The organism is Aestuariivirga litoralis, from assembly GCF_003234965.1.
In the GTDB taxonomy this organism is placed as follows: domain Bacteria; phylum Pseudomonadota; class Alphaproteobacteria; order Rhizobiales; family Aestuariivirgaceae; genus Aestuariivirga; species Aestuariivirga litoralis.
On the sequence record NZ_QKVK01000006.1, the window covers coordinates 110,234 to 136,223 of the forward strand.

A 25,990-nucleotide genomic window follows, 5' to 3' on the forward strand; every position below is an offset into this window, starting at 1 on the left:
TCCTTCTGACTGGAGACACAAATGACACTTCGCACGCTTTCATTCGCTGCTCTGGCAAGCCTGGCGCTGTCCAGTTTCACTCTCGCGGCGTCAGCCCAGAATGCTGCACAGCCGCCGCTCAAGACGATCGGCAAGACGCAGGCGGCCAAGTCGAGCGCCATCCCCTCTCTTGCCGTGCTGAATTCCGACGGCGCCAGCCTCAAGGATGGTGTCCTCACGATGTCGGGCATCGCGCAGACCTCCATCATCTTTGCCGACCGTCCGGTTCGCGCGGCCGGTCATGTTCTCACCGCGGACTTCATCAAGCGCTGGGCCGATGGCAAGAACAGCTTTGCGTCCGATCCTCCGAATGCCACGATCTCGGTCTTCAGCAAGGATGGCGCGGCGATCGAGGACGCGGTGGTGGTTCTCAAGAAACCCGTCCTCCAGGGTGACACACTGACCTTCGAAGTCTCGGTGCTGGAGAGCGGCCTCCAGTCTGTCGATGGTGCAGCCACCCTGTTCATCGACGCCTTCGCGGTACGCGGTCCAGGCGGGGGCGTTGCCGTCGGGAATGATGGCCACGTCGATGCCTATGGTCACGTGGGTTATGATGGCGATGCCTGGCACGGCGCTGACTACGGCAACGTGGGTTACTACGCCCATCCCGCTGTCGGTTACGGCGCCGCTGTCGCAGGGGGTGCAATTGCCGGCGCCGCCGTAGGGACTGCCATCGGCGCCGCGGCGGCAGCGCCTTACTACGCCCCGCCGGCCTGCGGATACTATCCGCTGCCGCCCTGCTGAAGCCACGTCACAAGGAGCCGCATGGACATGGCTGAAACGGCAGACAAGACCAGTACAGCCCGCCCCCTGTCGGGCGAGGCACTGAGCCAGTTGCAGGAGTGGGACGCGGCGTGGGCGGCAAGTGCCGCCGCGATGACCGCCAATCCATGGCAGAACCCGGTTCTGCCTCCGCGCCTTCTGGCGCTCGCGGCCCTTGCCGTGAGCTGCGCCTGCACCAGCCTCGATGGTCCGGCCACGAGCCGCTGGATCCGCGCCAGCCTTGCCGCCGGCGCCAGCAGGGCCGAGGTGCTGACGATCATCAAGATGGCCACAGTGATGTCGATCCATTCCTGCAGCCTCGGAGCGCCCATCCTGCTCGATGAGGCGAAGGCGGCGGGCGTTGCTGCGGCGGGCCATCCGCCGGTCGCGACACCCGCCTGCGACCGGATGCGCAGCATGGGCCAATGGAATACCGCCTGGGACCCGTTCTTCGAGCTCGACCCCCTGTGGACAGAGCAGGTGATGGCGGCGGGGGCCGCCATCTATGCCAGCGGCGTGTTCAGTGCCAAGGAGATGGAACTCCTCAGCATCGCCTTCGATGCCTCCTACACCCACATGTATGCGCCGGGCACCAGGCGCCACATCCGTTCGGCACTCGCTGCCGGCGCGACGGTGGAGGAGGTCTTCGCCATTCTCAAAATCTGTGTCGCCATGGGGGCCGAGACGCTGAACCTCGCCATTCCGCTGCTGGCGGAAGCCGGCAGTGACGCGGCGGGCTGACAGGCATGGACAGGGATCACGACCGAACCAGGAGCCGGGCGGGCCCGCCACGCGCCGGCATGCTCACGCGGCTCCTCGACCAGTTCCGGCAATATGCCGTGATGTTTCTCTATCTGCTGATCCTGTTCGGGCTCTTCGTGCTCAATGAACGGATCGTGCTGGACCAGCATGGCCTCACCTTCGCCGCCAGCGGCTTTGCCGTCATCAATGCGCTGGTGCTGGCCAAGGTGATGCTGGTGATGGAGGACCTGCGCCCGGCGCGCTTCGTCGAGCGCCGGCCGCTGGTCTATGTCATCGTCTTCGAGGCGCTGCTGCTGACGCTGTTCTTCCTGGTGTTCCATGTGGTGGAGCGCGTCGCCATGAGCCTGTGGCACGGCGAGAGCCTTGACCGCAGCCTGGTGACGATTGGCGGCGGCGGCTGGGCGGGGGTGATCTGCGTCTCCCTCATCCTGTTCATTTCGCTGCTCCCCTATTTCGCCTTCAAGCACCTGAGCCGCGCCATCGGCATCGAGCGCGTCAAGACACTGCTGTTCCGTCCACCGGACGAATGGACGAGCGGGAGAGCGCCAGAAACCGGCAGCAGGCCATGAATTCGGTATAGCGCGCCGCACGGCGAGCCTGGGCCTCGGCGTCCTGGCCCCAGTGCTCGATCTGGTAGTCCTCGTCGACATGGGCGGCGAGCCAGGCGGCTTCCGGGACAATGGCCTTGCGGGCCAGCATCATGGCGATGAGGGCGGAGCCGGTCAGCGTCATGATCGCGTGGAAGGCGGCGAGTTCGAAGTCGCTGAGCGGCTGGACGGCAACGCCGAAGGCGGCCAGCGCCGCCTCGGGCTGCGGGCGGTGGAGGATGCCGTCGGTCACCTCGAAGGGCGCATCGAGGTCGGTGCGGGCCCAGTCGACGACGGGGTCCCAGGCCCTGGCCTGATACTCGACCAGCTGCGGCGGACGGTCGGCGCGGTAACAGACGAGGTCTGAATTGGCATAGTCCAGAACCTCCTGCGCGATCGCCGCGCGGTGCGCGCCCACCCGGTCGATGGCGGTGTTGGCGAGCTTGGTCAGGTACATGGTAGCGGGCTTGATCTCGTCGCCCTGCTCCGCCCACTCCGCCGCCACGGCCTCGGCCAGTGCGCGGGTGGGCAGGCGCAGCGGCGCCTTCATCGGGGTTTTCACCGGGCGGCCGTCGAGCGCGATGCCGAGATCCTCGGTGACGGTCACGTCCTTGTAGAAGCGTTTGCGCGCAGTCATCTCATTCGTTCCTGCCAAAGCGATTCAAGGTGCCGCTCCAGCTCGTTGAAATCATTGGATATGGTGTGGGCGCCCGCAGAGGTCAATTCGGCCGTCGCGTGGTTGCCCCAGGATACGCCGGCAGCGCCCACATCCGCCGCCCGCGCCATGGCGATGTCGAAGCTCGTGTCGCCGATCATGATGGCGGCGGCGGGCTCCGACCCCGTTTCGGCCAAGGCAGTGACGATCATCGAGGGGTGCGGCTTCGAAGGATGGTCGTCGGAGGTCTGCACCGTTGCGAACCATCCCTGCCAGCCATGTTTCTCGATCAAGTGGGCAACGCCGCGGCGCGACTTGCCGGTGGCGATTCCCAGGGCGACGTCTTCCCGTGCCCGAAGTTTCGCCAGCAGCTGCTCGGCGCCGGGAAAGAGAGACTCGGTATGCTCGCCGCGCGACCGGTGCTGCCAGAAGGCCTCCTTGTAGGCGGCGGCGAGGCGCTCGTGGCGAGCGGCCTCATGCTCCGGCGCCAGTGCGGCCATGGCATCGACCAGCGACAGGCCGACGATGGACATCATGCGGCTGCGCTCTGGCACGGCAAGGCCCTCGCCCAGGAAGGCGGCGGTGAGCGAGGCGGCGATCATGGCCTGGCTGTCCACCAGCGTGCCGTCGACATCGAAGATCGCGAGCTTCACGCCTGCCCCTCCGCGAAGCGCCCGGCGTCGAAATCGAGGCGCTCGAAGCTTCGCAGCATGTGCTCCGGCAGGGGAGCGGTGATGTCGATGGTGCCCTCGCGCGGGTGCGGGAAGATGATGCGGCGGGCATGCAGGTGGAGCTTGCGGTCGATGCCCTCCGGCAGGCCCTCGAGTCCGCCATATTTCTCGTCGCCCAGGATGGGGGTGCCGATATGGGCCATGTGGGCGCGGAGCTGGTGCTGGCGGCCGGTGACGGGCTTGAGCGACACCCAGGCGGCGACAGGGGCGGAGCGGTCGAGCACGTTGTAGAAGGTGACGGCGGGCTGCTCGTCCTCCTCCTCGCCTTCGCGCGAGGCGCGCATGCGGTCGCCCTCGGGCCCCTTGGCCTTGATGAGGGCCACCTCGATCCGGCCCTGCGGCGGCTCCGGTACGCCCTTGACCACGGCCCAATAGGTCTTCTTCACCGCGCGGGTGGCGAAGAGCTTTCCCAGCGCCGCGGCGATCGAGCGGCGCCTGGCGATGACGATGACGCCGGAGGTGTCACGGTCCAGCCGGTGGACGAGCAGCGGGCGCTCGCCCAGTTCGGCGCCAAGCCCCATCAGCAGGCCGTCGAGGTGATGGTGCGTCTTGGTGCCGCCCTGCACGGCGAAGCCCGAGGGCTTGTTGAGGACGAAGATGTCCTTGTCCTCATAGAGCACCATGCTGTCGAACAGCCGGCGCTCCTGCGGGGTGAGCGGCTTGACGTCGCCCTTGGGAACATCGGCGGGGCGCGTGTCGAAAGCGAGGGGCGGCACGCGGATTTCCTGCTCCGCCTCGAGCCTGGTGTTGGTCTTGGCGCGGGCGCCTGCGACGCGCACCTGGCCGGTGCGGGTGAGCTTGTTCAGGTAGGCGAAGGTCACCTGCGGGAAATGCAGCTTGAACCAGCGGTCGAGCCGCATGCCGGATTCTTCGGCCGTGACCACATGGCGCTTCACCTCGCTCATGATGCGATGAGCGTGCGCACGAGGTTCATGCCGGCGAAGACGGCAATGAGCGAGATGACCACGGAGGCGATGGCATAGCCGCCAGCGGCCATGACCTGCTTGCGCTCCACCAGATAGGCGAAGTCGAGCGAGAAGGCCGAGAAGGTGGTGAAGCCGCCAAGGATGCCGGTGGTGAGAAAGGCGCGCGTCTCCTGCCCCACGTTGAGCTTCAGCGCCATCATCTCCGTCAGCGCGCCCATGATGAAGCAGCCCAGGACATTGACGGTCAGCGTCGCCCACGGGAACTCGGTGCCGAACATGCGGCCCGACCAGACATTCACCGTGTAGCGCGCCGCCGAACCAATGGCGCCGCCGAGGGCCACCCAGAGCACCACCGGCATCACAGCCAGCCCTTGCCCTTGAAGTAGTAATAGGGGAGCACGGCGGAGAGGATCATCAGGCCGATGGCGAAGGGATAGCCCAGCTGCCATTGCAGCTCCGGCATGAAGGCGAAGTTCATGCCGTAGATCGAGGCCACCAGCGTGGGCGGCAGGAAGACCACGGCCGCCACCGAGAAGATCTTGATGATGCCGTTCTGCTCGATGGAGATGAGGCCGAGCACGGCGTCCAGCAGGAAGCTGATCTTGCCGGAGAGGAAGGTGGCGTGGTCGGTCAGCGAGACGATGTCGCGCTGCAGGATCTTGGTGCGCGCCTTGTTTTCCTTCACCTGCTTGTTTTCCCGCGCCTGGTCTTCCACCGCCTGCATGAAGGCGACGGCGCGGCCGATGGAGACGAGGCTTTCGCGCATCTTGGAGACGAAGTCGCCCTCCTCGCCGATCCGCTCGATCAGTTCCTGCAGGTTGACGCCCTTGCGCGGGTTCTGCTTGTGCACGCCCGCCAGCGTGCGCTTGGCGCCGAAGGTCTTCTTCGAGGTCTCGTCGACGATCTGGCCGGCGCGCTCCAGATGGTCGGCGGCGCGGTCCACCACCGCCTCGAGCAGCGAGATGAGGATGCCCCAGCCGTTCATCGCCGTGGTCTGCGGCCGCATCGCCCGCTTCACATAGGCCGGGAAGGCCTGCGGGTGGTGGTAACGCACGGTGATGAGCGTGTTGTCCTTGATGATGAAGGTGACGGGGGATGATTCCGGCTCGTCATTGTCGCCGCGGCGGATCAGGTTCGCCGTCATGAACACCGCGCCATCCTCCTGGTAGAGCCGGGAGGAAGCCTCGATCTCGGCCAGTTCCTCGCGCGTCGGGATGTCGATCCCCAGCACCGCCTCGACCTTCGATTCCTCGCCCGCCGTGGGCTCCACCAGGTCGAGCCACACGGCCTCCGGCGGCAGGCCCTCGGCAGTGGCGGGAAGCTCGGTCAGGCAGCCATTGGCCGCGCCATAGACATTCAGCATGGGGTGGACTCAAGCGACGGGGTTAAGGGGGTTCCGACCACTTCCGTAACCCTCATGGGCGGGAATGGCAAGCTGGGCGGGACCATGGGCATCAGCCCCACCGTTTCGCCGTCCACCACATGTGCCACTGGCGGCGCAGGGCCGAGACCTGCAGGGGCACCTCCGGCCTCCTGTCGATCTTCGCAAGATAGAGGCCCGTGAGGCTCACCGGCAGGAAGGCCGGCAGGACGCTGCGGGGCAGCTGCGGCAGCAGCGCCATGGCCTGGGCGAGGCGGTTTTCGGCATGGCCCAGCACCGCCTTCACGTCCATCCCCTGCGGCAGGAAGGGGCCGCGGTGGCGCGGATCGCCCAGGATCAGCGCGAGGCCCTGCGCCACACCCGCGAGCCCGGCGCATTCGCTGGCGCGGGGTGCGGCCTCGCGGTCGAGGACCATCGCGGCCATCACGATCAGCCGCGACCAGGCCTCGCCGAGATAGGCCTCGAGTTCGGTGAGGCCGGGCATCGGGTCGTGGAACAGGTCGAACTCATGGGCGGTGACGAGATCGAGCAGCGCCTGTTTCGGCAGCCCGCCTTCCGCGATCGCACCTGCCAAGGCCACCGCTACGGGATGCTGCGGGGCGGCGGCGCCCTGACAGATGCCCTCGATCGTGTCGCGCCACCACTGCAGGCGGATCATGCCGAGATGCGGCTCGCTCACCACGTCCCGGACCTTCACCACCTCGGCGTTGAAGGCATAAAGGGCGAGCAGATGCGGGCGCTTGCCGTCGGGGGCGAAGAAGGTCGAGAGATAGCGGTCACGGTCGCGCTCGCGGACGATGGCCTCCACCTCGTTCATGCGGCGAAATCCACGGCGATGAGCGCCGCGGCAACGCGGCGCTTCTCCTCGAGCAGTAGGTTGTAGGTGGAAACGGCATGGCCGGTGGCCATCGGGTCATACATGATGCCGGCGGCTTCCAGCGCAGCGCGCACAGGCTTCGGGGGCCGCGCCATTTCCGGCCCCATGCCGATGAGGAAGAGGTCGATCTCCGCCTTCTCCGTGATCACCATGGAGAAATCCGCCGGCGCAAGCGCCAGCGGATCGATGTTCCAGGCGTAGATGCCGGAGGGCAGCGCCAGGATCGGGCCGCGGTGCGACATGCCCGCGAAGCCGAAGCCGCCCGCTCCATAGGTTTCGATGACGGCCCGGCCGGGGTAATGCGCCGTCACGGACGGGCCGCGGCGGCGGCCTTTGCTGCGTCGGTCGCGGTCTTCTTCTCGCTCATCACCGTGCCCAGCAGGATCAGCACCGGCGAGGCGATGAAGATCGAGGAATAGGTGCCGATCAGCACGCCGAGGATCATGGTGAAGGTGAAGCCCCTCAGCACCTCGCCGCCGAAGATGTAGAGCGCGATCAGCGCCAGCATGGTGGTGACCGAGGTGAGGATGGTTCGCGGGAACACCGAGTTGATCGAGAAGTCGATCAGGTCGGCGAGGTTCATCGACTTGTACTTGCGCATGTATTCGCGGATGCGGTCGAACACCACGACGGTGTCGTTCAGCGAATAGCCGACGATGGTCAGGATCGCCGCGATGATCTGCAGGTTGAACTCGATCCGGAGCAGGCAGAAGACGCCGATGGTGATCAGCACGTCGTGCAGCAGCGACAGCACGGCACCCGCCGCGAACTGCCATTCGAAGCGGAACCACACGTAGAGCAGGATGCCGATGATGGCCGAGACGACCGCAATGATGCCCTGCTCGGCCAGCTCCGCCGAGACCTTGGGGCCCACCACCTCGACCGAGCGGAACTCGACGCCGGAGCCCAGCGCCTGCTTGACCTTGGCGATGGTGGTCTGCTGCGCCTCGTCGCCGCCCTCGACGGCGGGAAGCCGGATCAGCACGTCCCTGGGCGAGCCGAATTCCTGGATTTCGGCATTGCCGAAGCCCAGCGAGTTCACCTCCTCGCGCAGCTGCTCGATGTTGGCGGCCTGCGCCGTGCGGATGGTCATCACCGTGCCGCCCTTGAAGTCGACGCCGACATTGAGGCCGACGAAGACGAAGAGCAGCACGGAGGCGAGCGACAGGAGGCCCGACACGAAGAAGCCGAAGCGGCTGAGCCGCATGATCGGGAAGCGGGTGTCGTCCGGAATGAAGCGGATGGGCTTGAATTTCATGAGATGACCTCCGCCCTCAGAGCGGAACCTCCTTGGGCTTGGCCCAGCCGACCCACAGGGACACGATGTAGCGCGTCACCGTATAGGCCGTGAACACGGTGGTGAGGATGCCGATCACGTGGGTGATGGCGAAGCCCTTGACCGGGCCGGAGCCGACGCCGAACAGCACCACCGCCGCGATGAGCGCGGTGAAGTTCGAATCGAAGATGGTGCCGAAGGCGGCCTTGAAGCCGGTCTCGATGGCGCTCATCGCCGAGCGGCCGTTGCGCCACTCCTCGCGCATGCGCTCGAAGATGATGACGTTGGAGTCCACCGCCATGCCCATGGTGAGCACGATGGCCGCGATGCCCGGCAGCGTCATGGTGAAGCCGAAGAAGCTCATCACCGCGATCAGCATGACCAGGTTCACCAGCAGCGCGATGTTGGCGAAGAGGCCGAACAGGCCATAGGCGATGACCATGAAGATGACGACCAGCGCGAGGCCGATGATCGAGGCGTTGAAGCCGGCCGAGATCGAGTCGGAGCCGAGGCTCGGGCCCACGGTGCGCTCCTCCACGATGGTGAGCTTGGCGGGCAGCGCGCCGGAGCGCAGCACGACGGCGAGGCTGTTGGTTTCTTCCACCGTGAAGTTGCCGGAGATCTGGCCGGAGCCGCCGAGGATCGGCTCGTTGATGCGCGGCGCGCTCATCACCATGTCGTCGAGCACGATGGCGAAGGGCTTGCCGACATTGTCACGCGTCATCTTGCCGAAGCGCTCCGCACCCTTCTGGTTGAAGCGGAAGGAAACGACGGGCTGGTTCGACTGGTCGAAGGCGCCGCGCGCATCGGTGAGGTCGGCGCCGTCCACCGTGGCGCGGCTCGAGGTCTGGATCCAGATGATGTTCTTGGGATCATCCTTCATCGGCAGCGCCTTGCACTCGGGCGGCGGATTCTGGCCGGCGGCGGTGGGCTGGGCCTCGCAGACCAGCTGGAAGGTGAGCTTGGCGGTGCGGTCCAGCCGGCTCTTCACCTCCTGGGAATCCTGCACGCCGGGGAGCTGGACCACGATGCGGTCCTTGCCCTGCTGCTGGATGGTTGCTTCCACCACGCCGTCAGGGTTCACGCGCTTCTCGACGATCTTGATCGACTGGCTCACCGCCTGCTGGATCTTGTTGTCGATGCCCTGCTCGTTGAAGGTGAAGTTCACCTGCTGGCCATCGACGGACACGTTGAACAGCGATGTCGCCGCACCGGTGCCGAACAGGCCGCCGGCATCGACGGGCTGCGCCAGCTTGCGCAGGTCGGTCACCGCCCGGTCGACGTCCTCGGGCTTGGTGATGCGCACGCGCACGCCATCGGGGCCGCGGTTGATGCCGTTGTAGCCGATCTTGGCCTCACGCAGGCTGGAACGGATGTCGCCCACCAGCTGCTCGGTCATGCGCTTCTTCAGGTCGTCGCGGTCGATCTCGAGCAGGATGTTGACGCCGCCCTGCAGGTCGAGGCCGAGCGTCATCGGCCGCAGGCCATAGGGCCGCAGCATGTCCTGGTACTTGGCGGGCAGCACGTTGGGCAGCGCCACCACGATGGACAGGAGCACCGCGAACAGGATGCCGAACTGCTTCCATTTGCTGAAATGCAGCATCGGCGCTTACTTGGCTTCGGACTTGACGGGCTCACCCTTGGCGCGGACGTCGGCGATGCCGGTGCGCAGCACGCGCACCTTGATGTTCTCGCCGATCTCCACCTGCAGCTCGTTGTCGTCCACGACCTTGACGACGCGGCCGATGAGGCCGCCGCTGGTCACGATCGTGTCGCCCTTGCCCACCTTCTTGAGCATCTCCTGATGCTCCTTCATCTTCCTCTGCTGCGGGCGGATGAGCAGGAAGTAGAACACGCCCATGATGAGCACGAGCGGCAGCACCATGCCGATGAAGTCGCCCGCACCGGCGGGAGCGCCGGCGGCCTGGGCAAAGGCCGGAGTGATGAACAAGGATGTTCTCCTGAACGAAGTTTGGGCGGAATATAGCGATGGTTGCCTCTATTGCAACCAATCGATTGGTGCTTCTTTACGGCCCCGCTGCCCTCGGCTAAGAGTGCAGAATGGCACAGGAAATCGATAATTCACTGCTGTTGCGCATCGCCGACGCGCTGGACCGGCTGGCCCCCCCGCGGGCGGCGCAGCCCGACCTCGGGGCCGCTTCCGCCTTCGTCTGGCACGCCGCACCGCCCGGTCTGGAGCCGGTCCGCCGCGTCAACCGGGTCGATCTGTCGCTGCTGCGCGGCATCGACCTGACGCGCGACATCCTGATCGAGAACACCGAGCGCTTCGCCCGCGGGCTGCCCGCCAACAACGCGCTGCTCTGGGGGGCGCGCGGCATGGGCAAGTCGTCCCTCGTCAAGGCCGCCCACCACGCCATCAACGAAGCCACCGGCGGCCGGCTGAAGCTGGTCGAGATCCACCGCGAAGACATCGAGAGCCTGCCGGTGCTGATGGGCCTCATCCGGCGCCACCCGGATGACCGCTTCATCGTGTTCTGCGACGACCTCTCCTTCGATGCCGACGACACGTCCTACAAGTCGCTCAAGGCAGCGCTCGACGGCGGCATCGAGGGCCGGCCCGCCAACATGATCTTCTACGCAACCTCGAACCGCCGCCACCTGCTGCCGCGCGACATGATCGAGAACGAGCGCTCGACCGCCATCAACCCCTCCGAGGCGGTGCAGGAGAAGGTCTCCCTGTCCGACCGCTTCGGGTTGTGGCTCGGCTTCCACAATTGCTCTCAGGACGAGTTCCTGGCGATGATCGAGGGCTATGCGCGGCATTATGGGTTGAAGGCCGACGCCGAGACACTGCGCGCCGGCGCCATCGAATGGCAGGCCACCCGCGGCAGCCGCTCGGGCCGCGTGGCCTGGCAGTACATCCAGGACCTGGCGGGCAAGCTGGGGCAGCGGCTGGAGTAGGACAGAGAGACGCCCTCACTCCCTTGTATTCATCCTTGTATTCATCATGGCCGGGCTCGACCCGGCCATCCTCTTCTGGCGGTCGAAAAGGAAGCGCGGGTCAAGCCCGCGCATGATGGATTGAGAGGAGTCAGTGACGGCTGCGGCGTCCCTAACCCGTCTCCTTCTCGATCCGGTTCCAGTCGGCGAGGTCCCTGGCGCGGGGCACGGCCATCACGGTGCGGCGGAAGGGGTCGCGTTCCTGCAACGCATCGAGCCATTCGTCGAGATGCGCCGTGGCGGGGCGTTCGATCGCCAGGCCCTTGTAGCGCCAGAACAGCGCGCCCATGACGATGTCGGCGAAGCTGAAGTCATGGCCCGCGAACCAGTCGTGCCGCGCGATCCACCGGTCGGCGAGTGTGGCCAGTTCTGCCGCGCGCGTGGTGGCGGCGGTGACGGCGGCATGGTCGCGGCTCTCAGGCAGCGTGCGCACGAGGTTCATCTGCAGCGTGCCGACGGCGGGCGAGAAATTCACCTGCGCCCATTCCATCCACTGCTCGGCCATCGCAAGGCCCTTCGGATCCGACGGGCGCAGCACCCCTGCCCGGTAGCGCGCGGCGAGCCAGCGCAGGATGGCATTGGACTCGAACATGGTGACGTCGCCATCGCGGATCACCGGCACGAGGCCCATCGGGTTCATGGCGAGGAAATCGGCATCCCTGTTGCCGCCGAAGCTGCCGCCCACGTTCTCACGCGTGTAGGCGATGTCCAGTTCCTCCAGCGCCCACAGCACCTTCTGCACATTGACGGAATTGCGCCGCCCCCACACCGTGATCATGGCCCTGCTCCCTGACGAGGCCGGGGAGCATGGCCGAACGGCGCACAAAAACAAGAGGCCCGGAGTTGCCTCCGGGCCTTGAGTTTCACACTTGGGACGAAATCAGTTGGCGGACGCGGTGTTCTGCGAAAGGAACTTCATCGGGTCCAGCGCCACCGCGCCCTTGCGCACTTCGAAGTGCAGCTGCGGGCTCGACACCGAGCCGGTCTGGCCGGCCTTGGCGATGACGTCGCCGCGCTTCACCGTGTCGCCGCGCTTGACGAAGAGCTCGCTGGCATGGGCGTAGGCCGTCACATAGCCGTCCTCGTGGCGGATCAGCACGAGGTTGCCATAGCCCTTCAGCTCGTTGCCCGAATAGGCGACCACGCCATCGGCTGCGGCGCGGATCGAGGTGCCTTCCGGCACGGCGATGTTAATGCCCTCGTTCTTCAGGCCATTGGCCTTGGGGCCGAAGCCCGAGATGATCTTGCCGCGCACCGGCCAGCGCATGCCGGGCGCCCCGGCAATCGGCGCGCCTTCGGCGACCTGCTGGCCACCGGCGGCAGCCTCAGGCGGCGTCGTGGCGGCGGCGGAGGAACCGGGGATCGGCTCGGGAACGGCGGCCGCGGTGGTCTTGGAGGCGGTGTCGCCGGCTGCTTCCTCGCCCGTGGCGGCGGGCATGGCGCCGGCCGCGGCCGTGGTGGTGGCCTTGGGTGCCGCGGGCTTGGGCGCGGCGGCGACCGCCGGGGCAGACTCGCCGCCCGCCGGGATCCTCACCTTCTGGCCGAGCACCAGCTGGGCGTTGTGCGGCAGGCCGTTGGCATCGGCGATGGCATAGGGCGACATGCCGAACTTGCGGCCGAGCGAGAACAGCGTGTCGCCGCTCGCAACCGTGTGCAGCTCACCCGTGCCGGAGTCGGCGACGGAGGGGCCCGTCTTGAACGGCTTGGCGGCAGCGCTCGTGGCCGGCGCGCCGGGCTTCGGCGCGATCGGCGTGTCCGACGGCTCGGAGAAGGTGGTGTTGTCGGGCGGCACGGCATTCTGCGAGGCGACGCGGGGTGCAGCACCGCCGGGCAGCTTCAGCACCTGGCCGGTGTGCACCGAGTAAGGCGCCTTGATGCCGTTGACCGCGGCGAGTTCGGCGACCGAGAGGTTGTTGGCGCGGGCCACCGAGTAGAGCGTCATGCCCGGGCCCACCGTGACGGTGCCGCCGGTGGCGGGTGCGGTGGTGGCCACCTGCGGCTGCGGCGCCGGCTGGCGATACTGCGGCGCCTGGTAGGACTTGGAGTAGTCATAGGTCGGCGGCTGGGAGGAGGCGCCGGCGAGCGGCTTCGAGGCGACGCCGGTGTCGGACATGCCGACGTTCGAGGCGTTCACGTTCTTCGGCACGCTGGCGGTGTAGACCGGATCGGCGTCGGAAGGGTTCGACGCAAAACGCTCCGTGTCTGCGGAGCAGGCGGTGAGCATGACAGCGGCGGCGGCGGAAACCAGAAACTGCGGCCTGGCGAGAGAAGACCAGGCGGTAAAGCAAAGTTTGGACGACATGCCCCGAACTCCAGAACAAACTGACAGGGCAAAAATGGCTTGGTTAGGTTAAGGGAGCGTTATCGTTGACGATGTCCTGTTCATTTTGGAACAGAGCGGGAACACGCACCCTCAGAGCAGCCTGCCCTCGCCCTCGTGGTCAAGCCGCGCCAGCATTTCCGCCGCGGTGAGTTCGGTGACCGGGTGGCGCCACTGCGGGGCAATCTCGGCAATGGGGGCGAGCACGAAGATGCGCTCGGCAATGCCCGGGTGCGGCAGCAGCGGCGGGGCGTCGCTGCGGATCAACCCGTGATAGTCGATGAGGTCGAGGTCCAGCGTTCGCGGGCCCCAGCGCAGCGTGCGCTCACGGCCCGCCTGGCGCTCGATCCCATGCAGCTGCGCCAGCAGCTCCTCGGGCGAGAGCGCCGTCCGCAGTTCCGCAACGGCATTCACGAAGTCCGGCTGGTCGGTGACGCCGAAGGGCGCGGTGACGAGGAGCTTCGAGGCTTTCACCAGGCTGATGCCACCACGATCGAGATGACGCAGCGCCTCGGCCACCGCCTCACGCGGGGTTCCCCAGGGGCCGGCACTGTTGGAGCCAAGGGCAACGAGAATCATTTTGCTTGAGCGTCTTCGGGTGGCTGTCTAAATCGATCCCATACACGTTTAGGAGTTTTCAGACATGCATTTTTATCAGGATGAACGCGTTGCGCTGTTCATCGACGGATCCAATCTCTACGCCACCGCCAAGACGCTGGGCTTCGACATCGACTACAAGCGGCTGCTCGGCTATTTCCGCAAGCGTGCGCGGCTGATCCGCGCCATCTACTACACCGCGCTGCTCGACGATGCCGACTATTCGCCGATCAAGCCGCTGATCGACTGGCTCGACTACAATGGCTATCGCGTCGTCACCAAGCCCGCCAAGGAATTCACCGATGCCATGGGCCGCCGCAAGGTGAAGGGCAACATGGACATCGAGCTCGCAGTGGACGTGATGCAGCTGTGCGACCAGCTTGACCACATCGTGCTGTTCTCGGGCGATGGCGATTTCCGCTCGCTCGTCGCCGCGGTGCAGGCCAGGGGCCGCCGCGTGACGGTGGTCTCGACGCTCACCACGAGGCCGCCGATGATTGCCGATGACCTGCGTCGCCAGACCGACCAGTTCATCGACTTGAGCGACCTCCGCGACGAAATCGGCCGCGATCCATCGGAGCGCCGCGAGCGCCCTGCCCCGCAAGCCCCGCGCGAGAGCTTCGAGGACTTTGCCGATATCTGACCCCAAGCCCCACGAGCCCGGCCGCGATTGCCCGCTGTGCCCGCGCCTCGTCCAGTACCGGCATGAGCAGCGCAAGCTGCATCCGGACTGGTTCAACGCGCCGGTGCCGACCTTCGGCAGCGACGATGCGCGCCTGCTGATCGCAGGCCTCGCCCCCGGTGTCGCCGGGGCCAACCGCACGGGGCGGCCCTTCACCGGCGACTTCGCGGGCGAACTGCTCTACGGCACGCTGATCCATTTCGGCTTCGCCAAGGGCGAGTTCAAGGCAGACCCGAAGGACGGCCTCACGCTCAAGGACACGATGATCGCCAACGCCGTGCGCTGCGTGCCGCCGCAGAACAAGCCGCTGCCCGTGGAGATCAGGACCTGCAACGGATTCCTCCGTGCACGGATCGATGCGCTGCCGAAACTCACGGCCATCGTGGCACTGGGCCGCATCGCACATGATGGCGTGCTGACGGCACTCGGCGCAAGGAAGTCGGCGCATCCCTTCAGCCACGGCGGCGAACACCAGCTTGGCGAGGTGCGCCTCTTCGACAGCTATCACTGCTCGCGCTACAACACCAACACCGGCGTGCTGACGCCCGAGATGTTCCGCGTGGTGTTCGGACGGGTGCGGGCGTATCTCGACTCGGTGTGAGAGCCCTCATCCGGCACTCACTCCACAGGGATTTCATCATGCCCGGGCTCGTCCCGGGCATTTTTTTCGGTGGCCACCGGAGAGGATCGCCGGGACAAGCCCGGCGATGATGACTTGAGGAAGATGCCCAGAAGACCGCGCGGCCCTACATCAGCGCCGCAAGCACCTCGACGGCATCCTTCTCCGGCTCCGGCACCGGGAAGCGGACCGACGAGATGATGCCGTCATGCAGGATGAAGGTGATGCGCTGGAGATAGAGCCCGCCTCCGGTCTCGAACATCGGCAGCCCGAGGCGCGACTGGAACAGCCGGCCGTGGTCGGAGAGCAGGCGGTAGCTGAGCGCATTGCGCGCCACGAAATCCTGCTGCCATTCGCTTGTGAGCAGGCTGAGACCGAAGAGCTTGACGCCGAGGCGACGGAACTCGCCATAGAGATCCGAATAGGCCAGCGCCTGCGGCGTCGAGCCGTGCGCCCCCTTGATGTGGTCCCAGTTGGGCGGGTTGGGGTAGCCGGGCCTGCCGGTGAAGGGATAGCAGAAGATGACTGCCGGGCCCTGCAGGCGCGCCGGGTTGACGGGGGCGCCGGAGGTTGCCTCGAGCTCGACGTTGGGCATCCTGCGGCCCAGCAGATGCTGCATGAAAACCATGGTGACCGGCGTCAGCCTTTCTCGCGCATCAGGCGCGCCCGCTCACGGTCCCATGAGCGTTCCTTGATCGTCTCGCGCTTGTCGTGGAGCTTCTTGCCGCGGGCCAATGCGATGTCGACCTTCACGCGGCCGCGCGGGTTGAAGAACATCTTGAGCGGAATGATGGTCAGATGCTCCTTCAGCACGCCGGCCGAGAGCTTGTTGATCTCCGACTTGTGGAGGAGAAGCTTCCGCGGCCGCTTCGGCTCATGGTTGAAGCGGTTGGCCTCGCGGTATTCGGGGATGTTGGAATTGATGAGCCAGAGCTCGCCCCCCTTCATCGCGGCATAGGCCTCGGCCAGGTTGGTGTGGCCGGTGCGCAGCGACTTGACCTCGGAGCCCTTCAGCTCGATTCCCGCCTCGAAGGCCTGGAGGATCTCGTAGTCATAGCGCGCGCGCCGGTTGTCGGAGACAACCTTGATGCCCTCTTCCTTGCGCGACGCCTTTGCGCCGCCGCTCTTGGAACTCATCTCAGTTCAGGAGCCCCGCGTGCATCATCGCCTCGCGCACCGCCTTCTTGGTGGATTCGACGACGGGCACCATGGGAAGGCGCGCTTCCGGAGTGCACAGGCCGAGCAGGCTCGCGGCATACTTGACCGGGCCGGGGCTGGTTTCCACGAACATCGCGTGGTGCAGCGGCATCAGCCGGTCCTGAAGTGCCAGCGCCTTGGCATAATCGCCCTTCAGCGTCGCTTCCTGGAACTCGGCGCAGAGCCTGGGCGCCACATTGGCCGTGACCGAGATGCAGCCCACGCCGCCATGGGCGTTGAAGCCCAGCGCCGTGCCATCCTCGCCCGAGAGCTGGATGAAGTCTTTGCCCGAGGCGAGGCGCTGGCGCGACGGCCGCGTCAGGTCGGCCGAGGCATCCTTCGTGCCAATGATGTTCTTGCAGTCGTGCGAGAGCCTGGCCAGCGTTTCGACCGAGATGTTGGCCACCGTGCGGCCGGGCACGTTGTAGACGATGATCGGAATGTCCACCGCATCGGCAATCGCCCGGAAATGGGCGTAGAGGCCGTCCTGGGTGGGCTTGTTGTAATAGGGAACGACCACGAGGGCGGCATCGGCACCTGCTTCCTTGGCGTGCTCGGTATAGTCGATCGCCTCGGCGGTGGAGTTCGAGCCGGTGCCGGCGATGACGGGCACCCGGCCCCGCACCTCCTCGATGCAGATCTCGATCACGCGCTTGTGTTCCTCCGGGTCGAGCGTCGGGCTCTCGCCCGTGGTACCGACGGGAACGAGGCCATGGGAGCCCTGCTCGATCTGCCAGTTCACGAATTTCCGGAACGCCACCTCATCGACCTTGCCATTCTGCATGGGGGTGATGAGCGCGGGGAAGGAACCTCTCAACTGCACGGGACTGCTCCGGTAATGACTTGCGGTAATGACTTGGAAACCATGACTGGCCTAGTTTGGGAACCGGTTTCACCGCCAGCCCGCAAACGGCGCGGCACCATAGACGCATCGCCGGTGAGCGGCAAGCGCCGATGGGGCCCGTCCAAAGGCCATGCAAAGGGCACAATTGGCCCCTAGCGGCGGTTCTCGACGATTAAAGGATGTGATTGGATCGTTCATGCGTATCAACCGGTTCCTGCGTATCAGCCTGATTGCCCTCGCCGCCACCACGGCGATGGTGACACCCGGATTCGTGTCGCAGTCCGGCATGGTGCTGGCCGCCTCCGAGCCGTCCTCGGCCGCGGTGGAAGCCGCACGGCTGGCGCTGAAGGGTGATTTCGTGGCCGCGGGCCAGGCGGCGCAACGCTCCGGCGACGAGGCCGCGATCAAGCTCGTGGAGCTGATCTACCTGCGCGACCACCCCAATGACGCGGGCTACCAGCGCATCCTCGCCTTCCTCGACACCGCCCCGAAGTGGCCGCTGTCGGAAGCGCTTCTGAAGCGCGCCGAGCGCTCGCTCTATGTGAACAAGGAATCGTCCGAGCTCATCCTCGCTCACTTCGCCAGGCGCAAGCCGGTGACCGACGAGGGCTCGCTCGCGCTGGCCCGCGCCCTTCTCGCCACCGGCGACACCAAGGGTGCGCGGGCCCAGGTGCAGAAGGTGTGGGCCGACCCCGAAGCCACCGCCGAACTGGAGAAGCAGGTCGCCGCCGAATTCGGCGACCTCCTCACCGAGGACGACAACAAGCGCCGCATGTGGCGCCTCGTCTATGCCCAGGAAACCAATGCCGCCATCCGCGCCGCCAAGCGCCTGCCGTCCGAGTACCAGAAGGCCGCCGCGGTGGCGCAGAAGCTGGTGCGCGGCGAGAAGGGCGCGGACAAGCTCTATGCCGGCCTCCCCTCCGCCATGCGCCAGCAGCTGGGCATGCGCTATGCGCTGGCGCGCTACCACCGGGTGAACGACAACTATTCCAAGGCGCGCGAGGTGCTGCTCGGCGTACCGGGCGATGCCGACAAGATCGGCGATGCCGAGGCCTGGTGGATCGAGCGCCGCATCGTGGCGCGCCGCTCGGTGGGCCTCGACGACAACAAGGCCGCGCGCAAGGCAGCCTACAAGATCTCCGCCGCGCATGGCTTCGCGGATGGCGACGAGGCGGTGGAAGGCGAGTTCCTCGCCGGCTGGATCGCGCTGCGCTCGCTCAACGACCCCGAGACGGCACTTCGCCACTTCCAGCGCCTAGCGGCCATCGCGCCGTCGCGCACCGAGAAGGCGCGGGCCGGCTACTGGACCGGCCGCGCCTATGAGGCGATGGGCGACAAGGGCAGCGCCAAGGCCGCCTACCGCGAGGCCTCGGCCTATTCCACCATCTATTACGGCCAGCTGGCGCGCGAGAAGATCGGCCTCGGCAAGGTGCCGGAGGAAATCGAGAGCGGCAAGGCTTCCTCCGCCGCGCAGGCCAGGGTTGCCCAGGACGAAGTGGTCCGCGCCTTCAAGATCATGACCGAGGCCGGCACCAAGAACGACCTCTACATGTTCCTGTGGTCCTTCGCCAACCGCTTCGACACGACCGACGAGATGAACGCGGTGGCCTCCATCGTGTGGGACGCGGGCGGTGCCACCATGGCCGTGCGCCTCGCCAAGGCCGCGGCGGCGCAGAACGTCGACATCGATTCCTGGGGCTATCCGGTGCGCGCCCTTCCGGACTGGAAGCAGGTGGGCAAGCCCATCGAGAAGCCGATGGTCTATGCGCTGGCGCGCCAGGAGAGCGAATTCAACCCCAATGCCGGCTCGAAGGTGGGCGCGCAGGGGCTGATGCAGATCATGCCGGGCACGGCCAAGCTCATCGCCAAGCAGCACGGCATCAAGTACAATCCCTCGCAGCTGATGAACCCGGAACTCAACGTGACGCTGGGCGCCGCGCATCTGGGCGATCTCGTCGCCGACCATGGCGGTTCCTATGTGCTGACGCTGGTGTCCTACAACGCGGGGCCGCGCCGCTCGCGCGAGTGGATCAAGGAATATGGCGACTTCCGTGCCGGCCAGGTCGACCCGGTCGACTGGGTGGAATCCATTCCCTTCCAGGAAACCCGCCAGTACGTGCAGAAGGTGATGCAGAACCTGCACGTCTACCGCTCGCGGCTGGCGCCCAAGACAGTGCGGCCGATGACGGCGGACCTGATGCGCGGCGCGCGCACCGACAGCCTCAACGTTGCCTCGACCTCGGCCGCCCCCGAAGCGGCCGCACCCGAAGCCACCGCCGATGCGGCGCCGCAGGGCTGCGCCAAGTCGTCGATCGCCTCGCTCATCACCGGCTGCGACTGAGACACCCCCCGAGATGGACTTCGCCGAGCATTTCGTCACCGCGGCCGACGGCACGCCGCTTTATGCGCGCGACTATGCGGCGGAACGCACGGGGCCCGTGCCCGTCATCTGCCTTCCGGGGCTCACGCGCAACGCCAAGGACTTCGAGACCATCGCGCCGCGCCTGGCGCGCACGCGCCGGGTTCTGGCTTTCGACTTCCGCGGCCGGGGCCGCTCGGGCCGTGCCGATCCCGCAACCTACCGCCCCGACCAGGAGGTGGCCGACACGCTCCAGGTACTCGACACGCTGGGCATCGGGCGCTTCGCCATCATCGGCACGTCACGCGGCGGCATCGCCGCCATGGTGATGGCGGCACGCGCACTGCCGCGCATGGCGGGCGTGGTGTTCAACGACATCGGGCCGAAGATCGACAAGGCCGGATTGCTCCGCATACGGACCTATCTCGGCAGCGACCCGCAGTTCGCCAGCTGGGCCGAGGCCGTTGCGGCGCTGAAGGCATCGAACCCCGGCTTCGACAGCCTCGGCGCGGATGAGTGGCTGGCCTTCGCGCGCCGCGTCTACCGCGAGGTCGACGGCCTGCCCCGCGCCGACTATGACCCCGCCCTGGCGCAGAACTTCCCCAGCGTCGCCGACATCGAGGCCGGCAAGGTGGCGGAACTCTGGCCGCTGCTCGGCATGATGGCGGATGTGCCCTCGCTTGTGCTGCGCGGCGAACACTCCGACCTGCTGAGCGCCGAGATCGTCGCGGCCATGCACCAGCACCACCGCAGGCTGGCCGCGGTGACGGTCAGCAACCGCGGCCATGTGCCCTTCCTCGATGAACCGGAAAGCGTAGCGGCGATCGACGCCTGGCTCGCGCAGGTGGACGCCGCCTGAACTAGGCCGCGGCCTTCTTCGGCCTGTGGCCGTCGAGCATGTTGCGCACCAGCGCGCCGATGTCCTGGCCATAGGCGGAGGAGTGCGTCACCAGCTGGATCATCAGCAGCCCGTTGATCATCACCACCAGCTGGCGTGCCAGGGCGGTGGGCTCCCGATAATCCTCGCGCGCGAGTTCGGCCTCGATCCAGCGCTCCATGTCCTGGTTGGCGGCGGCCACCAGCATGTGGACGGGGTGGCCCTGCAGGCTGCCCAGCTCCGCCGCCATGCGGATGAAGCAGCAGCCCTTCCAGTTCGGATTGTGGGCGGCCTTGGTGATGTTCTCGAAAATGTTTGCGATGCGCTGATCAATCGTCGCATCGGATCCACAATTGTCCGCCCAGGTCCGGTAGCGATCGAGATAGGTCGGCCGGCTGTATTCCACCACTGCCGCCAGCAGGTGATCCTTCGAGGGGAAGTGCTGGAAGAATGTGCGGCGGGACACGCCGGCCTTGTCGGCGATGTTCTCGATGCTGAGATTGGCGAGACTCTCCTCCGCCACCAGGACCGATGCAGTCTCGAGGAGCCGGAGCCGGGTGGGTTCGCTGCTTTTCGGCATGATCTGCGGCTCCTGGTAGAAGAATCTGGAAACGATTTCAAACACACTGCGTCACGATCATCATACCATGAAATACCAATGAAAATCCGGATTTTCCCTTAGGAAGTGACGTTTTGTCCCCGTAATTGCACCGAGATGTGAAACAAAAGCATCGTGGACAATGCAACAAATGATGGGACGAAACTTCACACCTCCCGTTCCCTGAAAGGAAGCCCCTGATGGACACCGTGCAGAGCCCGCTTCGCAACATCGTCATGCGCTTTGCCGAGATCGTCGACCAGGTGGGCAAGCGCCTGCACGTCGGCTGCGTCATGGCGGCCGGCCAGGACTGGGTGGAGGTGAGCATCCCGGAGCACCTGCAGCTGGGCAGCCACCTGCAGGTGCGCTTCCTGCCCTCCACCGTGTCGCATGACGTCAGCGCCGGCTGGCGCGGCAATGACCGGGTAGGCTTCACTTATGACCGTGGTGGCCCGCCGGAGGACCAGTTCGCCGGCATCCCCGGCCTGCTCGATCCGCGCCCGGCCTCGCTCAAGACCCGCCGCTGAGGCGCTTCCTGTCGGCCACGCGGCGCGCCAGCGCGCCAAGGGGGCAGCCGAGCAGGAACAGGCCCGCCATCCACAGCGCCAGCTCGGCCCAGTAATGTATCAGGCCTGAATGGATCATGGCTGTTCCTCCTCCGGCGGCGGCGGGGCAGGCTCGCCCGCCGTGAACCAGCCCACCCAGACCCCCAGCCCCAGCGCCACCAGCATCCAGAACCAGTGAACCTGGAGCAGGACCAGCGTTCCGCTGAAGGTCAATGCATCGGCAATGGTGCTCATCACCGGGCCGTCCCCGTCCGAATCTCGAGGCGGCGCACCCCGAAGCTCGCCGCCGCCACCGCGGCGGCCGACGCGGCGGCGGCCTTGTCGGGGGCGAGGCCGCGCATCTCCACATCGCGGCCACGCACCGTGACCTCGGCCCAGCCCTGCCCGGCCGCCGCGAGCTCCGCCTGCAGCTGGCGCTGCAGCCGCGCCTCGAGCCGCGGCCCCTGAAGCGCGGCCGCCGCCAGGAACGGCAGAAGGGCCAGCGGCAGGAAGGCAATCCAGCGCAACGGCCTCAGATAGACGGTCGACTCATCCATGACGGGAAGATTGCGCAACTTCCAGGGTGAGTCGATGGCTGCGCCGTGATCGTCCACATGCAGTGGCGTGACTGCAAACCTTTTCATTCACAATCCCGTCTTTGCAATTGATTTCATTCAATCTTTGTCCAGTCAAAACTGTGGCAATGCGGTAACAGCACCCAAAATTCCCGACGGATTTCTCTCGCAGACGTTGACCCGCCGCCCGATTGCGGTGACAACGGAAGCGTGCTCGACCAGATCGTGCATTTACCTCCGGATCTGTTGCAGGGGATGGGGGGATGTCTCAACTCCAAGACTTGGGAGAAACAAGAATGAAGACTATGAAGATGGCGCTTCTGGCTGGTGCGGCGGTTGCCGCCTCCGCCGCCGCCGCCCACGCCGACGAGCTGCAGGACCTCAAGGCGCAGGTCGAGGCCCTCAACGCCCGCATGGCCGCCATGGAAACCGCCCCGTCGGTTCCCGCCGGCTACCAGCTGCTGGCGATCACCGAGGGCGAAGCCAAGCAGATCCCCGGCATGATGGGCTCTGACCGCGACCGCGTCGTCAACAACCGCGCCACCTATATCTCGATCCTGCCAACGGCCGATGCGCCGGCTGGAACCCAGATCTCGTGGTCGGGCTATGTCCGCGCTGCGATCGTCTATTCGGGCAAGTCCGGTGATGCGACCGTGAAGAAGTACGACACGGCGAATGGCACCAGCACGCTGACATCAAAGGTAAAGTACTCCCGCAACAGCGATGATGACTGGGATGTGAAGTCCCGCGGCCAGCTCCGCGTGGTCGCCACGACCGACACCGCCGTTGGTGAAGTGGGCGTCGAACTGAAGATGCGCGCCGATTTCGACGGTACCAGCAAGGCTGACGTCTATATGAAGACGGCCTGGGGCTACTGGGCGATGACCCCGGAACTGACGTTCGGCGGCGGTTACGCTGGCTCGCTGGGCAACATCGGCTACGGCTATGATGGCGCCTGCACCTGCTACTACACCGACAACGCGGACGTCGGCTTCGATCCGGGTGACACCACCCAGCTGCGTCTCTCCTACAACTCCGGTCCGTTCGCCATGGCAATCGCTCTGGAAGATTCGACGACCGGAAACTTCAATGGCGCCGAACTCGGCGTTGCGGGCGAGATGAAATACACCGGCGACAGCTTCTCCGGCGAGATCTCCGGCGTTTATCGCAACACCAACGAGGGCGACTACAACCTCAAGGGCACTTACAAAAATGCCGGCGCCGGTGTTCCTGGAACGACGGGTGCTGACTTCAACTACAATGCAGACCTCGAAGCCCTCTGGCAGGTCGGCATCGGCGGCGCCTTCAGCCTCGGCGACATCGCGAGCATTTCGCTTGCCGCCGCCATGGGCTCGGGTCCGTACCAGGTTGTCAATAGCAACGGGTCGATCGAAGCCGAATACCCTGTCAACAACAGCTGGTGGGGTGTGTCCGGCTTGGCTTCCGCCAACCTGTCTGACTCGGTGCACACCGAGTTGGGTGTGGGCTACAAGAGCCGCGACATCGACAACTTCAACGGCGTGACCATTGGTACCGACGATAATCCGCTGTGGCGTTACACGGGTGTCGAGCAGGACACTTTTGCAGTCCTCGGTGGCGTCTACTACACGCCTGTCGACCAGCTGACCATCGGCTTGGAAGCTGAATGGTACCAGAACCAGCTCTCTGGCAAGCGCACGGGCAACGTCGACACAGCTGCAGAAAACAAGAAGCAGGACGTGGATGCGTCCGGTGACAACTGGACGGTCGACCTCGTGTCCGTCTGGCGCTTCTAAGCGAACTTACAAGACCGGGGGGAGACGGCCTGCTTCGGCGGGCCGTCTTTCTTTTTGGCTGGCCCTTTGGCTGGCATTTTGGGGATCATTGGGTGGGGCACCCCCTCTTCAGGGCGTTTTCAGGCATGAACTGCCTGGCTGGAGCCCTTGCCGGCCGCCCGGCGACTCGGGCGGTTCACGGGGGCAGAATCATCGGGCCCCGGAATCGGGCGGGCCTGCCCCACTCGTGGCGGGAGCGTGGAGAAGTCCGGCACCCGGCCAGACCGGGTTTGCGGCGGTTTTTGTTTACGATCTGTTAACTTGTTGATAACGTGCCGTTAATTCGGCCTGCCCCAGGGGCCCGCAACTGTGGCAATTGTGTTACAGGGGCCAAAATTCAAATCGATTGCAGTGGGTCTTCGTTGACCTTTGGGGGATTAGGGACGACAACAGCACCGTGCCCGATGACGTCGTGCATGGCCTTCCGCAACCGTTTGCAGGGGATGGGGGGCTCCTCAACTCCAAGAGACTTGGGAGAACAAGAATGAAGACTATGAAGATGGCGCTCCTGGCTGGTGCGGCGGTAGCCGTTTCCGCCGCGGCTGCTCACGCCGACGAACTGACCGACCTGAAGGCTCAGGTCGAAGCTCTCAACGCCCGCGTCGCCGCGATGGAAACCGCTCCGTCGGTTCCGACCGGCTACCAGCTGCTCGCCATTTCGAAGGGCGAAGCCATGCAGGTCCCGGGTCTGACCGAGTCTGCCCGTGAGCAGTTCACGGAAGGCAAGAATGCCACGATCATCTCCGTCATGCCGACGGCTGATGCTCCGGCCGGCACCACGATCTCGTGGTCGGGCTACGTCCGCGCTGCGATCATCTACGCTGGCGCCGAGGGCGACGCCACGCTGAAGCGCTCCTACGCTGGCACCGTGTACTCGAAGTTCACGATCTCCGGCAGCAGCGATGACGATTGGGATGTGAAGGCCCGCGGTCAGCTCCGCGTGGTCGCCACCACCGACACCGCCGTCGGCGAAGTCGGCGTCGAACTGAAGATGCGCGCTGACTTCAACGGCAACGGCCCGGGCGACGTCTACATGAAGACGGCGTGGGGCTACTGGGCCATGACCCCCGAGCTGACGCTCGGCGGTGGTTATGCTGGCTCGCTCGGCAACATCGGCTACGGCTATGATGGCGCCTGCACCTGCTACTACACCGACAACGCCGACCTGAGCTTCGATCCGGGTGACACCACCCAGATGCGTCTCAGCTACGCTTCGGGTCCGTTCTCCATGGCTGTCGCCATCGAAGACTCGGGCTTCAACAACGGCTTCGGCAACGACAACGTCTACGTCAACGGCCAGAACCTGGGCGTCGCCGGCGAAATGAAGTACTCGGGTGACTCGTTCTCGGGCGAGATCTCGGGTGTGTATCGCTCGGTCAATGACGACGACTACAACACCAGCGCCGTTCTCGCGACCGGCACTGTAATCGGTTACAACGCGAACATCGACGCGCTGTGGCAGGTTGGCATCGGCGTCGGCTTCAACCTCGGCGACATCGCCAGCCTCTCGCTCGCGGCCGCCATGGGTTCGGGTCCGACCCAGGAGACCAACAGCAACGGCGACATCATCCGTTCGTATCCGGTCAACAACGACTGGTGGGGCATCACGGGCTTGGCTTCTGCCAACCTGTCTGACTCGGTGCACGCTGAAATCGGCGCGGGCTACAAGCACCGCGAAGGCGACAGCCACAACGAGGCCACCGCTGCTGGCGTCGACCCGATCTGGCGCTATGCCGGCTTCGACTACGACACCTGGGGCGTGCTCGCCGGCGTGTACTACACCCCGGTCGATCAGCTGACCATCGGTCTGGAAGGCGAGTGGTACACTGCGGACACCAACGTGACCCGTCGTGGCATCACCGGCACCGTGGCCGAAGGCTACAAGGACAGCCTCGACGTTTCGACCGACAACTGGACGGTCGACCTCGTCTCGGTCTGGCGCTTCTAAGCCTTACCCCTGCAAACGATCCCAAGAGACGGCCCGCTTCGGCGGGCCGTTTTTTTAT

31 protein-coding genes are annotated in these 25,990 nt (G+C 65.9%); 11 read left to right on the forward strand and 20 right to left on the reverse strand.

Annotation, left to right across the window (positions count from 1 at the left end; translation table 11 throughout):
* The first annotated feature begins 21 nt into the window (after positions 1 to 21).
* The 3 genes from DK847_RS13630 to DK847_RS13640 are packed head-to-tail and all read left to right on the forward strand — an operon-like array spanning position 22 to position 2,132.
* Complete coding sequence (locus DK847_RS13630; RefSeq protein ID WP_111199074.1) at positions 22 to 783, forward strand: hypothetical protein; 762 nt, start codon at positions 22 to 24, stop codon at positions 781 to 783.
* 27 nt (positions 784 to 810) lie between these two features.
* Entirely contained in the window at positions 811 to 1,542 is a 732-nt protein-coding gene (locus tag DK847_RS20845) for a carboxymuconolactone decarboxylase family protein (RefSeq protein WP_204508335.1), read from the forward strand.
* 5 nt (positions 1,543 to 1,547) lie between these two features.
* A complete protein-coding gene (locus tag DK847_RS13640) occupies positions 1,548 to 2,132 on the forward strand; it encodes a hypothetical protein (protein ID WP_146256124.1) in 585 nt (194 codons plus the stop codon).
* On the opposite strand, the gene DK847_RS13645 is transcribed toward DK847_RS13640, so the two are convergent.
* From DK847_RS13645 to yajC, 10 genes are all read right to left on the reverse strand, one after another.
* Positions 2,059 to 2,787: an ATP12 family chaperone protein gene (locus tag DK847_RS13645; protein ID WP_111199076.1), complete on the reverse strand. Its 729-nt coding sequence runs from the start codon at positions 2,785 to 2,787 to the stop codon at positions 2,059 to 2,061. The two genes, DK847_RS13640 and DK847_RS13645, sit on opposite strands and share 74 nt — an antisense overlap.
* Positions 2,784 to 3,458, reverse strand: coding sequence for an HAD-IA family hydrolase (locus tag DK847_RS13650; RefSeq protein ID WP_111199077.1), 675 nt, complete (start codon positions 3,456 to 3,458; stop codon positions 2,784 to 2,786). Before DK847_RS13650 ends, DK847_RS13645 begins: the two co-directional genes overlap by 4 nt.
* Positions 3,455 to 4,441, reverse strand: coding sequence for an RluA family pseudouridine synthase (locus tag DK847_RS13655; RefSeq protein ID WP_111199078.1), 987 nt, complete (start codon positions 4,439 to 4,441; stop codon positions 3,455 to 3,457). Before DK847_RS13655 ends, DK847_RS13650 begins: the two co-directional genes overlap by 4 nt.
* Positions 4,438 to 4,821: a fluoride efflux transporter CrcB gene (crcB, locus tag DK847_RS13660; protein WP_111199079.1), complete on the reverse strand. Its 384-nt coding sequence runs from the start codon at positions 4,819 to 4,821 to the stop codon at positions 4,438 to 4,440. Before crcB ends, DK847_RS13655 begins: the two co-directional genes overlap by 4 nt.
* Positions 4,821 to 5,825, reverse strand: coding sequence for a magnesium/cobalt transporter CorA (gene corA / locus DK847_RS13665; protein WP_111199080.1), 1,005 nt, complete (start codon positions 5,823 to 5,825; stop codon positions 4,821 to 4,823). Before corA ends, crcB begins: the two co-directional genes overlap by 1 nt.
* Before the next feature lie 91 nt (positions 5,826 to 5,916).
* Positions 5,917 to 6,660, reverse strand: a complete 744-nt coding sequence (locus DK847_RS13670) for a phytoene/squalene synthase family protein (RefSeq protein WP_245414613.1) — start codon at positions 6,658 to 6,660, stop codon at positions 5,917 to 5,919.
* Positions 6,657 to 7,031, reverse strand: coding sequence for an Mth938-like domain-containing protein (locus tag DK847_RS13675; RefSeq protein ID WP_245414614.1), 375 nt, complete (start codon positions 7,029 to 7,031; stop codon positions 6,657 to 6,659). The genes DK847_RS13670 and DK847_RS13675 overlap by 4 nt, the downstream gene beginning before the upstream one ends.
* Entirely contained in the window at positions 7,028 to 7,978 is a 951-nt protein-coding gene (gene secF / locus DK847_RS13680; RefSeq protein WP_111199081.1) for a protein translocase subunit SecF, read from the reverse strand. Before secF ends, DK847_RS13675 begins: the two co-directional genes overlap by 4 nt.
* 16 nt (positions 7,979 to 7,994) lie before the next feature.
* Positions 7,995 to 9,599 carry a protein translocase subunit SecD gene (secD, locus tag DK847_RS13685; protein ID WP_111199082.1) on the reverse strand — a complete coding sequence of 535 codons (1,605 nt, stop codon included), beginning with the start codon at positions 9,597 to 9,599 and terminating at the stop codon, positions 7,995 to 7,997.
* Between the two features lie 6 nt (positions 9,600 to 9,605).
* Positions 9,606 to 9,947 (reverse strand): preprotein translocase subunit YajC, encoded by a 342-nt coding sequence (yajC, locus tag DK847_RS13690; RefSeq protein ID WP_161957275.1) that lies wholly within the window; start codon positions 9,945 to 9,947, stop codon positions 9,606 to 9,608.
* 110 nt (positions 9,948 to 10,057) lie between these two features.
* On the opposite strand from yajC, the gene DK847_RS13695 reads away from it, so the two are divergent.
* Positions 10,058 to 10,918 (forward strand): ATP-binding protein, encoded by an 861-nt coding sequence (locus tag DK847_RS13695; RefSeq protein WP_111199083.1) that lies wholly within the window; start codon positions 10,058 to 10,060, stop codon positions 10,916 to 10,918.
* Between the two features lie 151 nt (positions 10,919 to 11,069).
* Here DK847_RS13695 and DK847_RS13700 read toward each other — a convergent pair whose 3' ends face one another.
* The 3 genes from DK847_RS13700 to folK all read right to left on the reverse strand — a co-directional run bounded on the left by DK847_RS13700 (position 11,070) and on the right by folK (position 13,856).
* Positions 11,070 to 11,735, reverse strand: coding sequence for a glutathione S-transferase family protein (locus tag DK847_RS13700; RefSeq protein WP_111199084.1), 666 nt, complete (start codon positions 11,733 to 11,735; stop codon positions 11,070 to 11,072).
* 102 nt (positions 11,736 to 11,837) lie between these two features.
* Complete coding sequence (locus tag DK847_RS13705) at positions 11,838 to 13,259, reverse strand: peptidoglycan DD-metalloendopeptidase family protein (RefSeq protein ID WP_146256125.1); 1,422 nt, start codon at positions 13,257 to 13,259, stop codon at positions 11,838 to 11,840.
* 111 nt (positions 13,260 to 13,370) lie between these two features.
* Complete coding sequence (gene folK, locus DK847_RS13710) at positions 13,371 to 13,856, reverse strand: 2-amino-4-hydroxy-6-hydroxymethyldihydropteridine diphosphokinase (RefSeq protein WP_111199086.1); 486 nt, start codon at positions 13,854 to 13,856, stop codon at positions 13,371 to 13,373.
* Positions 13,857 to 13,920: 64 nt separating this feature from the next.
* Between folK and DK847_RS13715 the strand changes: the two genes are divergently transcribed.
* Positions 13,921 to 14,517, forward strand: coding sequence for a LabA-like NYN domain-containing protein (locus DK847_RS13715; RefSeq protein ID WP_111199087.1), 597 nt, complete (start codon positions 13,921 to 13,923; stop codon positions 14,515 to 14,517).
* Positions 14,504 to 15,157 (forward strand): uracil-DNA glycosylase, encoded by a 654-nt coding sequence (locus DK847_RS13720; RefSeq protein ID WP_245414615.1) that lies wholly within the window; start codon positions 14,504 to 14,506, stop codon positions 15,155 to 15,157. Before DK847_RS13715 ends, DK847_RS13720 begins: the two co-directional genes overlap by 14 nt.
* 145 nt (positions 15,158 to 15,302) lie before the next feature.
* On the opposite strand, the gene DK847_RS13725 is transcribed toward DK847_RS13720, so the two are convergent.
* From DK847_RS13725 to dapA, 3 genes are read right to left on the reverse strand one after another with little or no spacing between them, the layout of a single operon-like run.
* Positions 15,303 to 15,803 carry a redoxin domain-containing protein gene (locus tag DK847_RS13725; RefSeq protein ID WP_111199089.1) on the reverse strand — a complete coding sequence of 167 codons (501 nt, stop codon included), beginning with the start codon at positions 15,801 to 15,803 and terminating at the stop codon, positions 15,303 to 15,305.
* An 11-nt stretch (positions 15,804 to 15,814) separates the two neighbouring features.
* Entirely contained in the window at positions 15,815 to 16,312 is a 498-nt protein-coding gene (gene smpB, locus DK847_RS13730; protein WP_111199090.1) for an SsrA-binding protein SmpB, read from the reverse strand.
* A 1-nt stretch (position 16,313) separates the two neighbouring features.
* Positions 16,314 to 17,195, reverse strand: a complete 882-nt coding sequence (dapA, locus tag DK847_RS13735) for a 4-hydroxy-tetrahydrodipicolinate synthase (protein WP_280956406.1) — start codon at positions 17,193 to 17,195, stop codon at positions 16,314 to 16,316.
* A 217-nt stretch (positions 17,196 to 17,412) separates the two neighbouring features.
* Here dapA and DK847_RS13740 point away from each other — a divergent pair, with 217 nt between their 5' ends.
* Together DK847_RS13740 and DK847_RS13745 are read left to right on the forward strand one after the other, a co-directional pair.
* Entirely contained in the window at positions 17,413 to 19,557 is a 2,145-nt protein-coding gene (locus DK847_RS13740; protein WP_146256126.1) for a transglycosylase SLT domain-containing protein, read from the forward strand.
* 13 nt (positions 19,558 to 19,570) lie between these two features.
* Positions 19,571 to 20,434, forward strand: coding sequence for an alpha/beta fold hydrolase (locus tag DK847_RS13745; protein WP_161957276.1), 864 nt, complete (start codon positions 19,571 to 19,573; stop codon positions 20,432 to 20,434).
* A 1-nt stretch (position 20,435) separates the two neighbouring features.
* Here DK847_RS13745 and DK847_RS13750 read toward each other — a convergent pair whose 3' ends face one another.
* Positions 20,436 to 21,032, reverse strand: a complete 597-nt coding sequence (locus DK847_RS13750) for a TetR/AcrR family transcriptional regulator (RefSeq protein ID WP_146256127.1) — start codon at positions 21,030 to 21,032, stop codon at positions 20,436 to 20,438.
* 218 nt (positions 21,033 to 21,250) lie between these two features.
* On the opposite strand from DK847_RS13750, the gene DK847_RS13755 reads away from it, so the two are divergent.
* Positions 21,251 to 21,577, forward strand: a complete 327-nt coding sequence (locus tag DK847_RS13755) for a hypothetical protein (RefSeq protein ID WP_111199095.1) — start codon at positions 21,251 to 21,253, stop codon at positions 21,575 to 21,577.
* Here DK847_RS13755 and DK847_RS21030 read toward each other — a convergent pair.
* The 3 genes from DK847_RS21030 to DK847_RS13760 are packed head-to-tail and all read right to left on the reverse strand — an operon-like array spanning position 21,561 to position 22,239.
* On the reverse strand, positions 21,561 to 21,695 hold the full coding sequence (locus tag DK847_RS21030) for a hypothetical protein (protein ID WP_280956407.1): 135 nt from the start codon (positions 21,693 to 21,695) through the stop codon (positions 21,561 to 21,563). The two genes, DK847_RS13755 and DK847_RS21030, sit on opposite strands and share 17 nt — an antisense overlap.
* Positions 21,692 to 21,850 (reverse strand): hypothetical protein, encoded by a 159-nt coding sequence (locus tag DK847_RS20640; RefSeq protein WP_161957277.1) that lies wholly within the window; start codon positions 21,848 to 21,850, stop codon positions 21,692 to 21,694. Before DK847_RS20640 ends, DK847_RS21030 begins: the two co-directional genes overlap by 4 nt.
* Positions 21,850 to 22,239: a hypothetical protein gene (locus DK847_RS13760; RefSeq protein ID WP_111199096.1), complete on the reverse strand. Its 390-nt coding sequence runs from the start codon at positions 22,237 to 22,239 to the stop codon at positions 21,850 to 21,852. Before DK847_RS13760 ends, DK847_RS20640 begins: the two co-directional genes overlap by 1 nt.
* A 227-nt stretch (positions 22,240 to 22,466) precedes the next feature.
* On the opposite strand from DK847_RS13760, the gene DK847_RS13765 reads away from it, so the two are divergent.
* Together DK847_RS13765 and DK847_RS13770 are read left to right on the forward strand one after the other, a co-directional pair.
* Positions 22,467 to 23,945 carry a porin family protein gene (locus DK847_RS13765; RefSeq protein ID WP_146256128.1) on the forward strand — a complete coding sequence of 493 codons (1,479 nt, stop codon included), beginning with the start codon at positions 22,467 to 22,469 and terminating at the stop codon, positions 23,943 to 23,945.
* A 523-nt stretch (positions 23,946 to 24,468) separates the two neighbouring features.
* Positions 24,469 to 25,932 (forward strand): porin family protein, encoded by a 1,464-nt coding sequence (locus tag DK847_RS13770; RefSeq protein WP_146256129.1) that lies wholly within the window; start codon positions 24,469 to 24,471, stop codon positions 25,930 to 25,932.
* The last annotated feature ends 58 nt before the right edge of the window (positions 25,933 to 25,990 follow it).

Coding starts and splice junctions, on each gene's coding strand:
- secD (WP_111199082.1), bottom strand. CDS start 9,599: ATGCTGCATTTCAGCAAATGGAAGCAGTTCGGCATCCTGTTCGCGGTG.
- DK847_RS13745 (WP_161957276.1), top strand. CDS start 19,571: ATGGACTTCGCCGAGCATTTCGTCACCGCGGCCGACGGCACGCCGCTT.
- corA (WP_111199080.1), bottom strand. CDS start 5,825: ATGCTGAATGTCTATGGCGCGGCCAATGGCTGCCTGACCGAGCTTCCC.
- DK847_RS13740 (WP_146256126.1), top strand. CDS start 17,413: ATGCGTATCAACCGGTTCCTGCGTATCAGCCTGATTGCCCTCGCCGCC.
- DK847_RS13670 (WP_245414613.1), bottom strand. CDS start 6,660: ATGAACGAGGTGGAGGCCATCGTCCGCGAGCGCGACCGTGACCGCTAT.
- DK847_RS13640 (WP_146256124.1), top strand. CDS start 1,548: ATGGACAGGGATCACGACCGAACCAGGAGCCGGGCGGGCCCGCCACGC.
- DK847_RS13655 (WP_111199078.1), bottom strand. CDS start 4,441: ATGAGCGAGGTGAAGCGCCATGTGGTCACGGCCGAAGAATCCGGCATG.
- secF (WP_111199081.1), bottom strand. CDS start 7,978: ATGAAATTCAAGCCCATCCGCTTCATTCCGGACGACACCCGCTTCCCG.
- DK847_RS13760 (WP_111199096.1), bottom strand. CDS start 22,239: ATGAAAAGGTTTGCAGTCACGCCACTGCATGTGGACGATCACGGCGCA.
- DK847_RS21030 (WP_280956407.1), bottom strand. CDS start 21,695: ATGATCCATTCAGGCCTGATACATTACTGGGCCGAGCTGGCGCTGTGG.
- folK (WP_111199086.1), bottom strand. CDS start 13,856: ATGATTCTCGTTGCCCTTGGCTCCAACAGTGCCGGCCCCTGGGGAACC.
- smpB (WP_111199090.1), bottom strand. CDS start 16,312: ATGAGTTCCAAGAGCGGCGGCGCAAAGGCGTCGCGCAAGGAAGAGGGC.
- DK847_RS13750 (WP_146256127.1), bottom strand. CDS start 21,032: ATGCCGAAAAGCAGCGAACCCACCCGGCTCCGGCTCCTCGAGACTGCA.
- DK847_RS13765 (WP_146256128.1), top strand. CDS start 22,467: ATGAAGACTATGAAGATGGCGCTTCTGGCTGGTGCGGCGGTTGCCGCC.
- DK847_RS13715 (WP_111199087.1), top strand. CDS start 13,921: ATGCATTTTTATCAGGATGAACGCGTTGCGCTGTTCATCGACGGATCC.
- crcB (WP_111199079.1), bottom strand. CDS start 4,821: ATGCCGGTGGTGCTCTGGGTGGCCCTCGGCGGCGCCATTGGTTCGGCG.
- DK847_RS13770 (WP_146256129.1), top strand. CDS start 24,469: ATGAAGACTATGAAGATGGCGCTCCTGGCTGGTGCGGCGGTAGCCGTT.
- DK847_RS13705 (WP_146256125.1), bottom strand. CDS start 13,259: ATGTCGTCCAAACTTTGCTTTACCGCCTGGTCTTCTCTCGCCAGGCCG.
- DK847_RS13695 (WP_111199083.1), top strand. CDS start 10,058: ATGGCACAGGAAATCGATAATTCACTGCTGTTGCGCATCGCCGACGCG.
- DK847_RS13645 (WP_111199076.1), bottom strand. CDS start 2,787: ATGACTGCGCGCAAACGCTTCTACAAGGACGTGACCGTCACCGAGGAT.
- DK847_RS13755 (WP_111199095.1), top strand. CDS start 21,251: ATGGACACCGTGCAGAGCCCGCTTCGCAACATCGTCATGCGCTTTGCC.
- DK847_RS13630 (WP_111199074.1), top strand. CDS start 22: ATGACACTTCGCACGCTTTCATTCGCTGCTCTGGCAAGCCTGGCGCTG.
- DK847_RS20640 (WP_161957277.1), bottom strand. CDS start 21,850: ATGAGCACCATTGCCGATGCATTGACCTTCAGCGGAACGCTGGTCCTG.
- DK847_RS13725 (WP_111199089.1), bottom strand. CDS start 15,803: ATGGTTTTCATGCAGCATCTGCTGGGCCGCAGGATGCCCAACGTCGAG.
- DK847_RS20845 (WP_204508335.1), top strand. CDS start 811: ATGGCTGAAACGGCAGACAAGACCAGTACAGCCCGCCCCCTGTCGGGC.
- DK847_RS13700 (WP_111199084.1), bottom strand. CDS start 11,735: ATGATCACGGTGTGGGGGCGGCGCAATTCCGTCAATGTGCAGAAGGTG.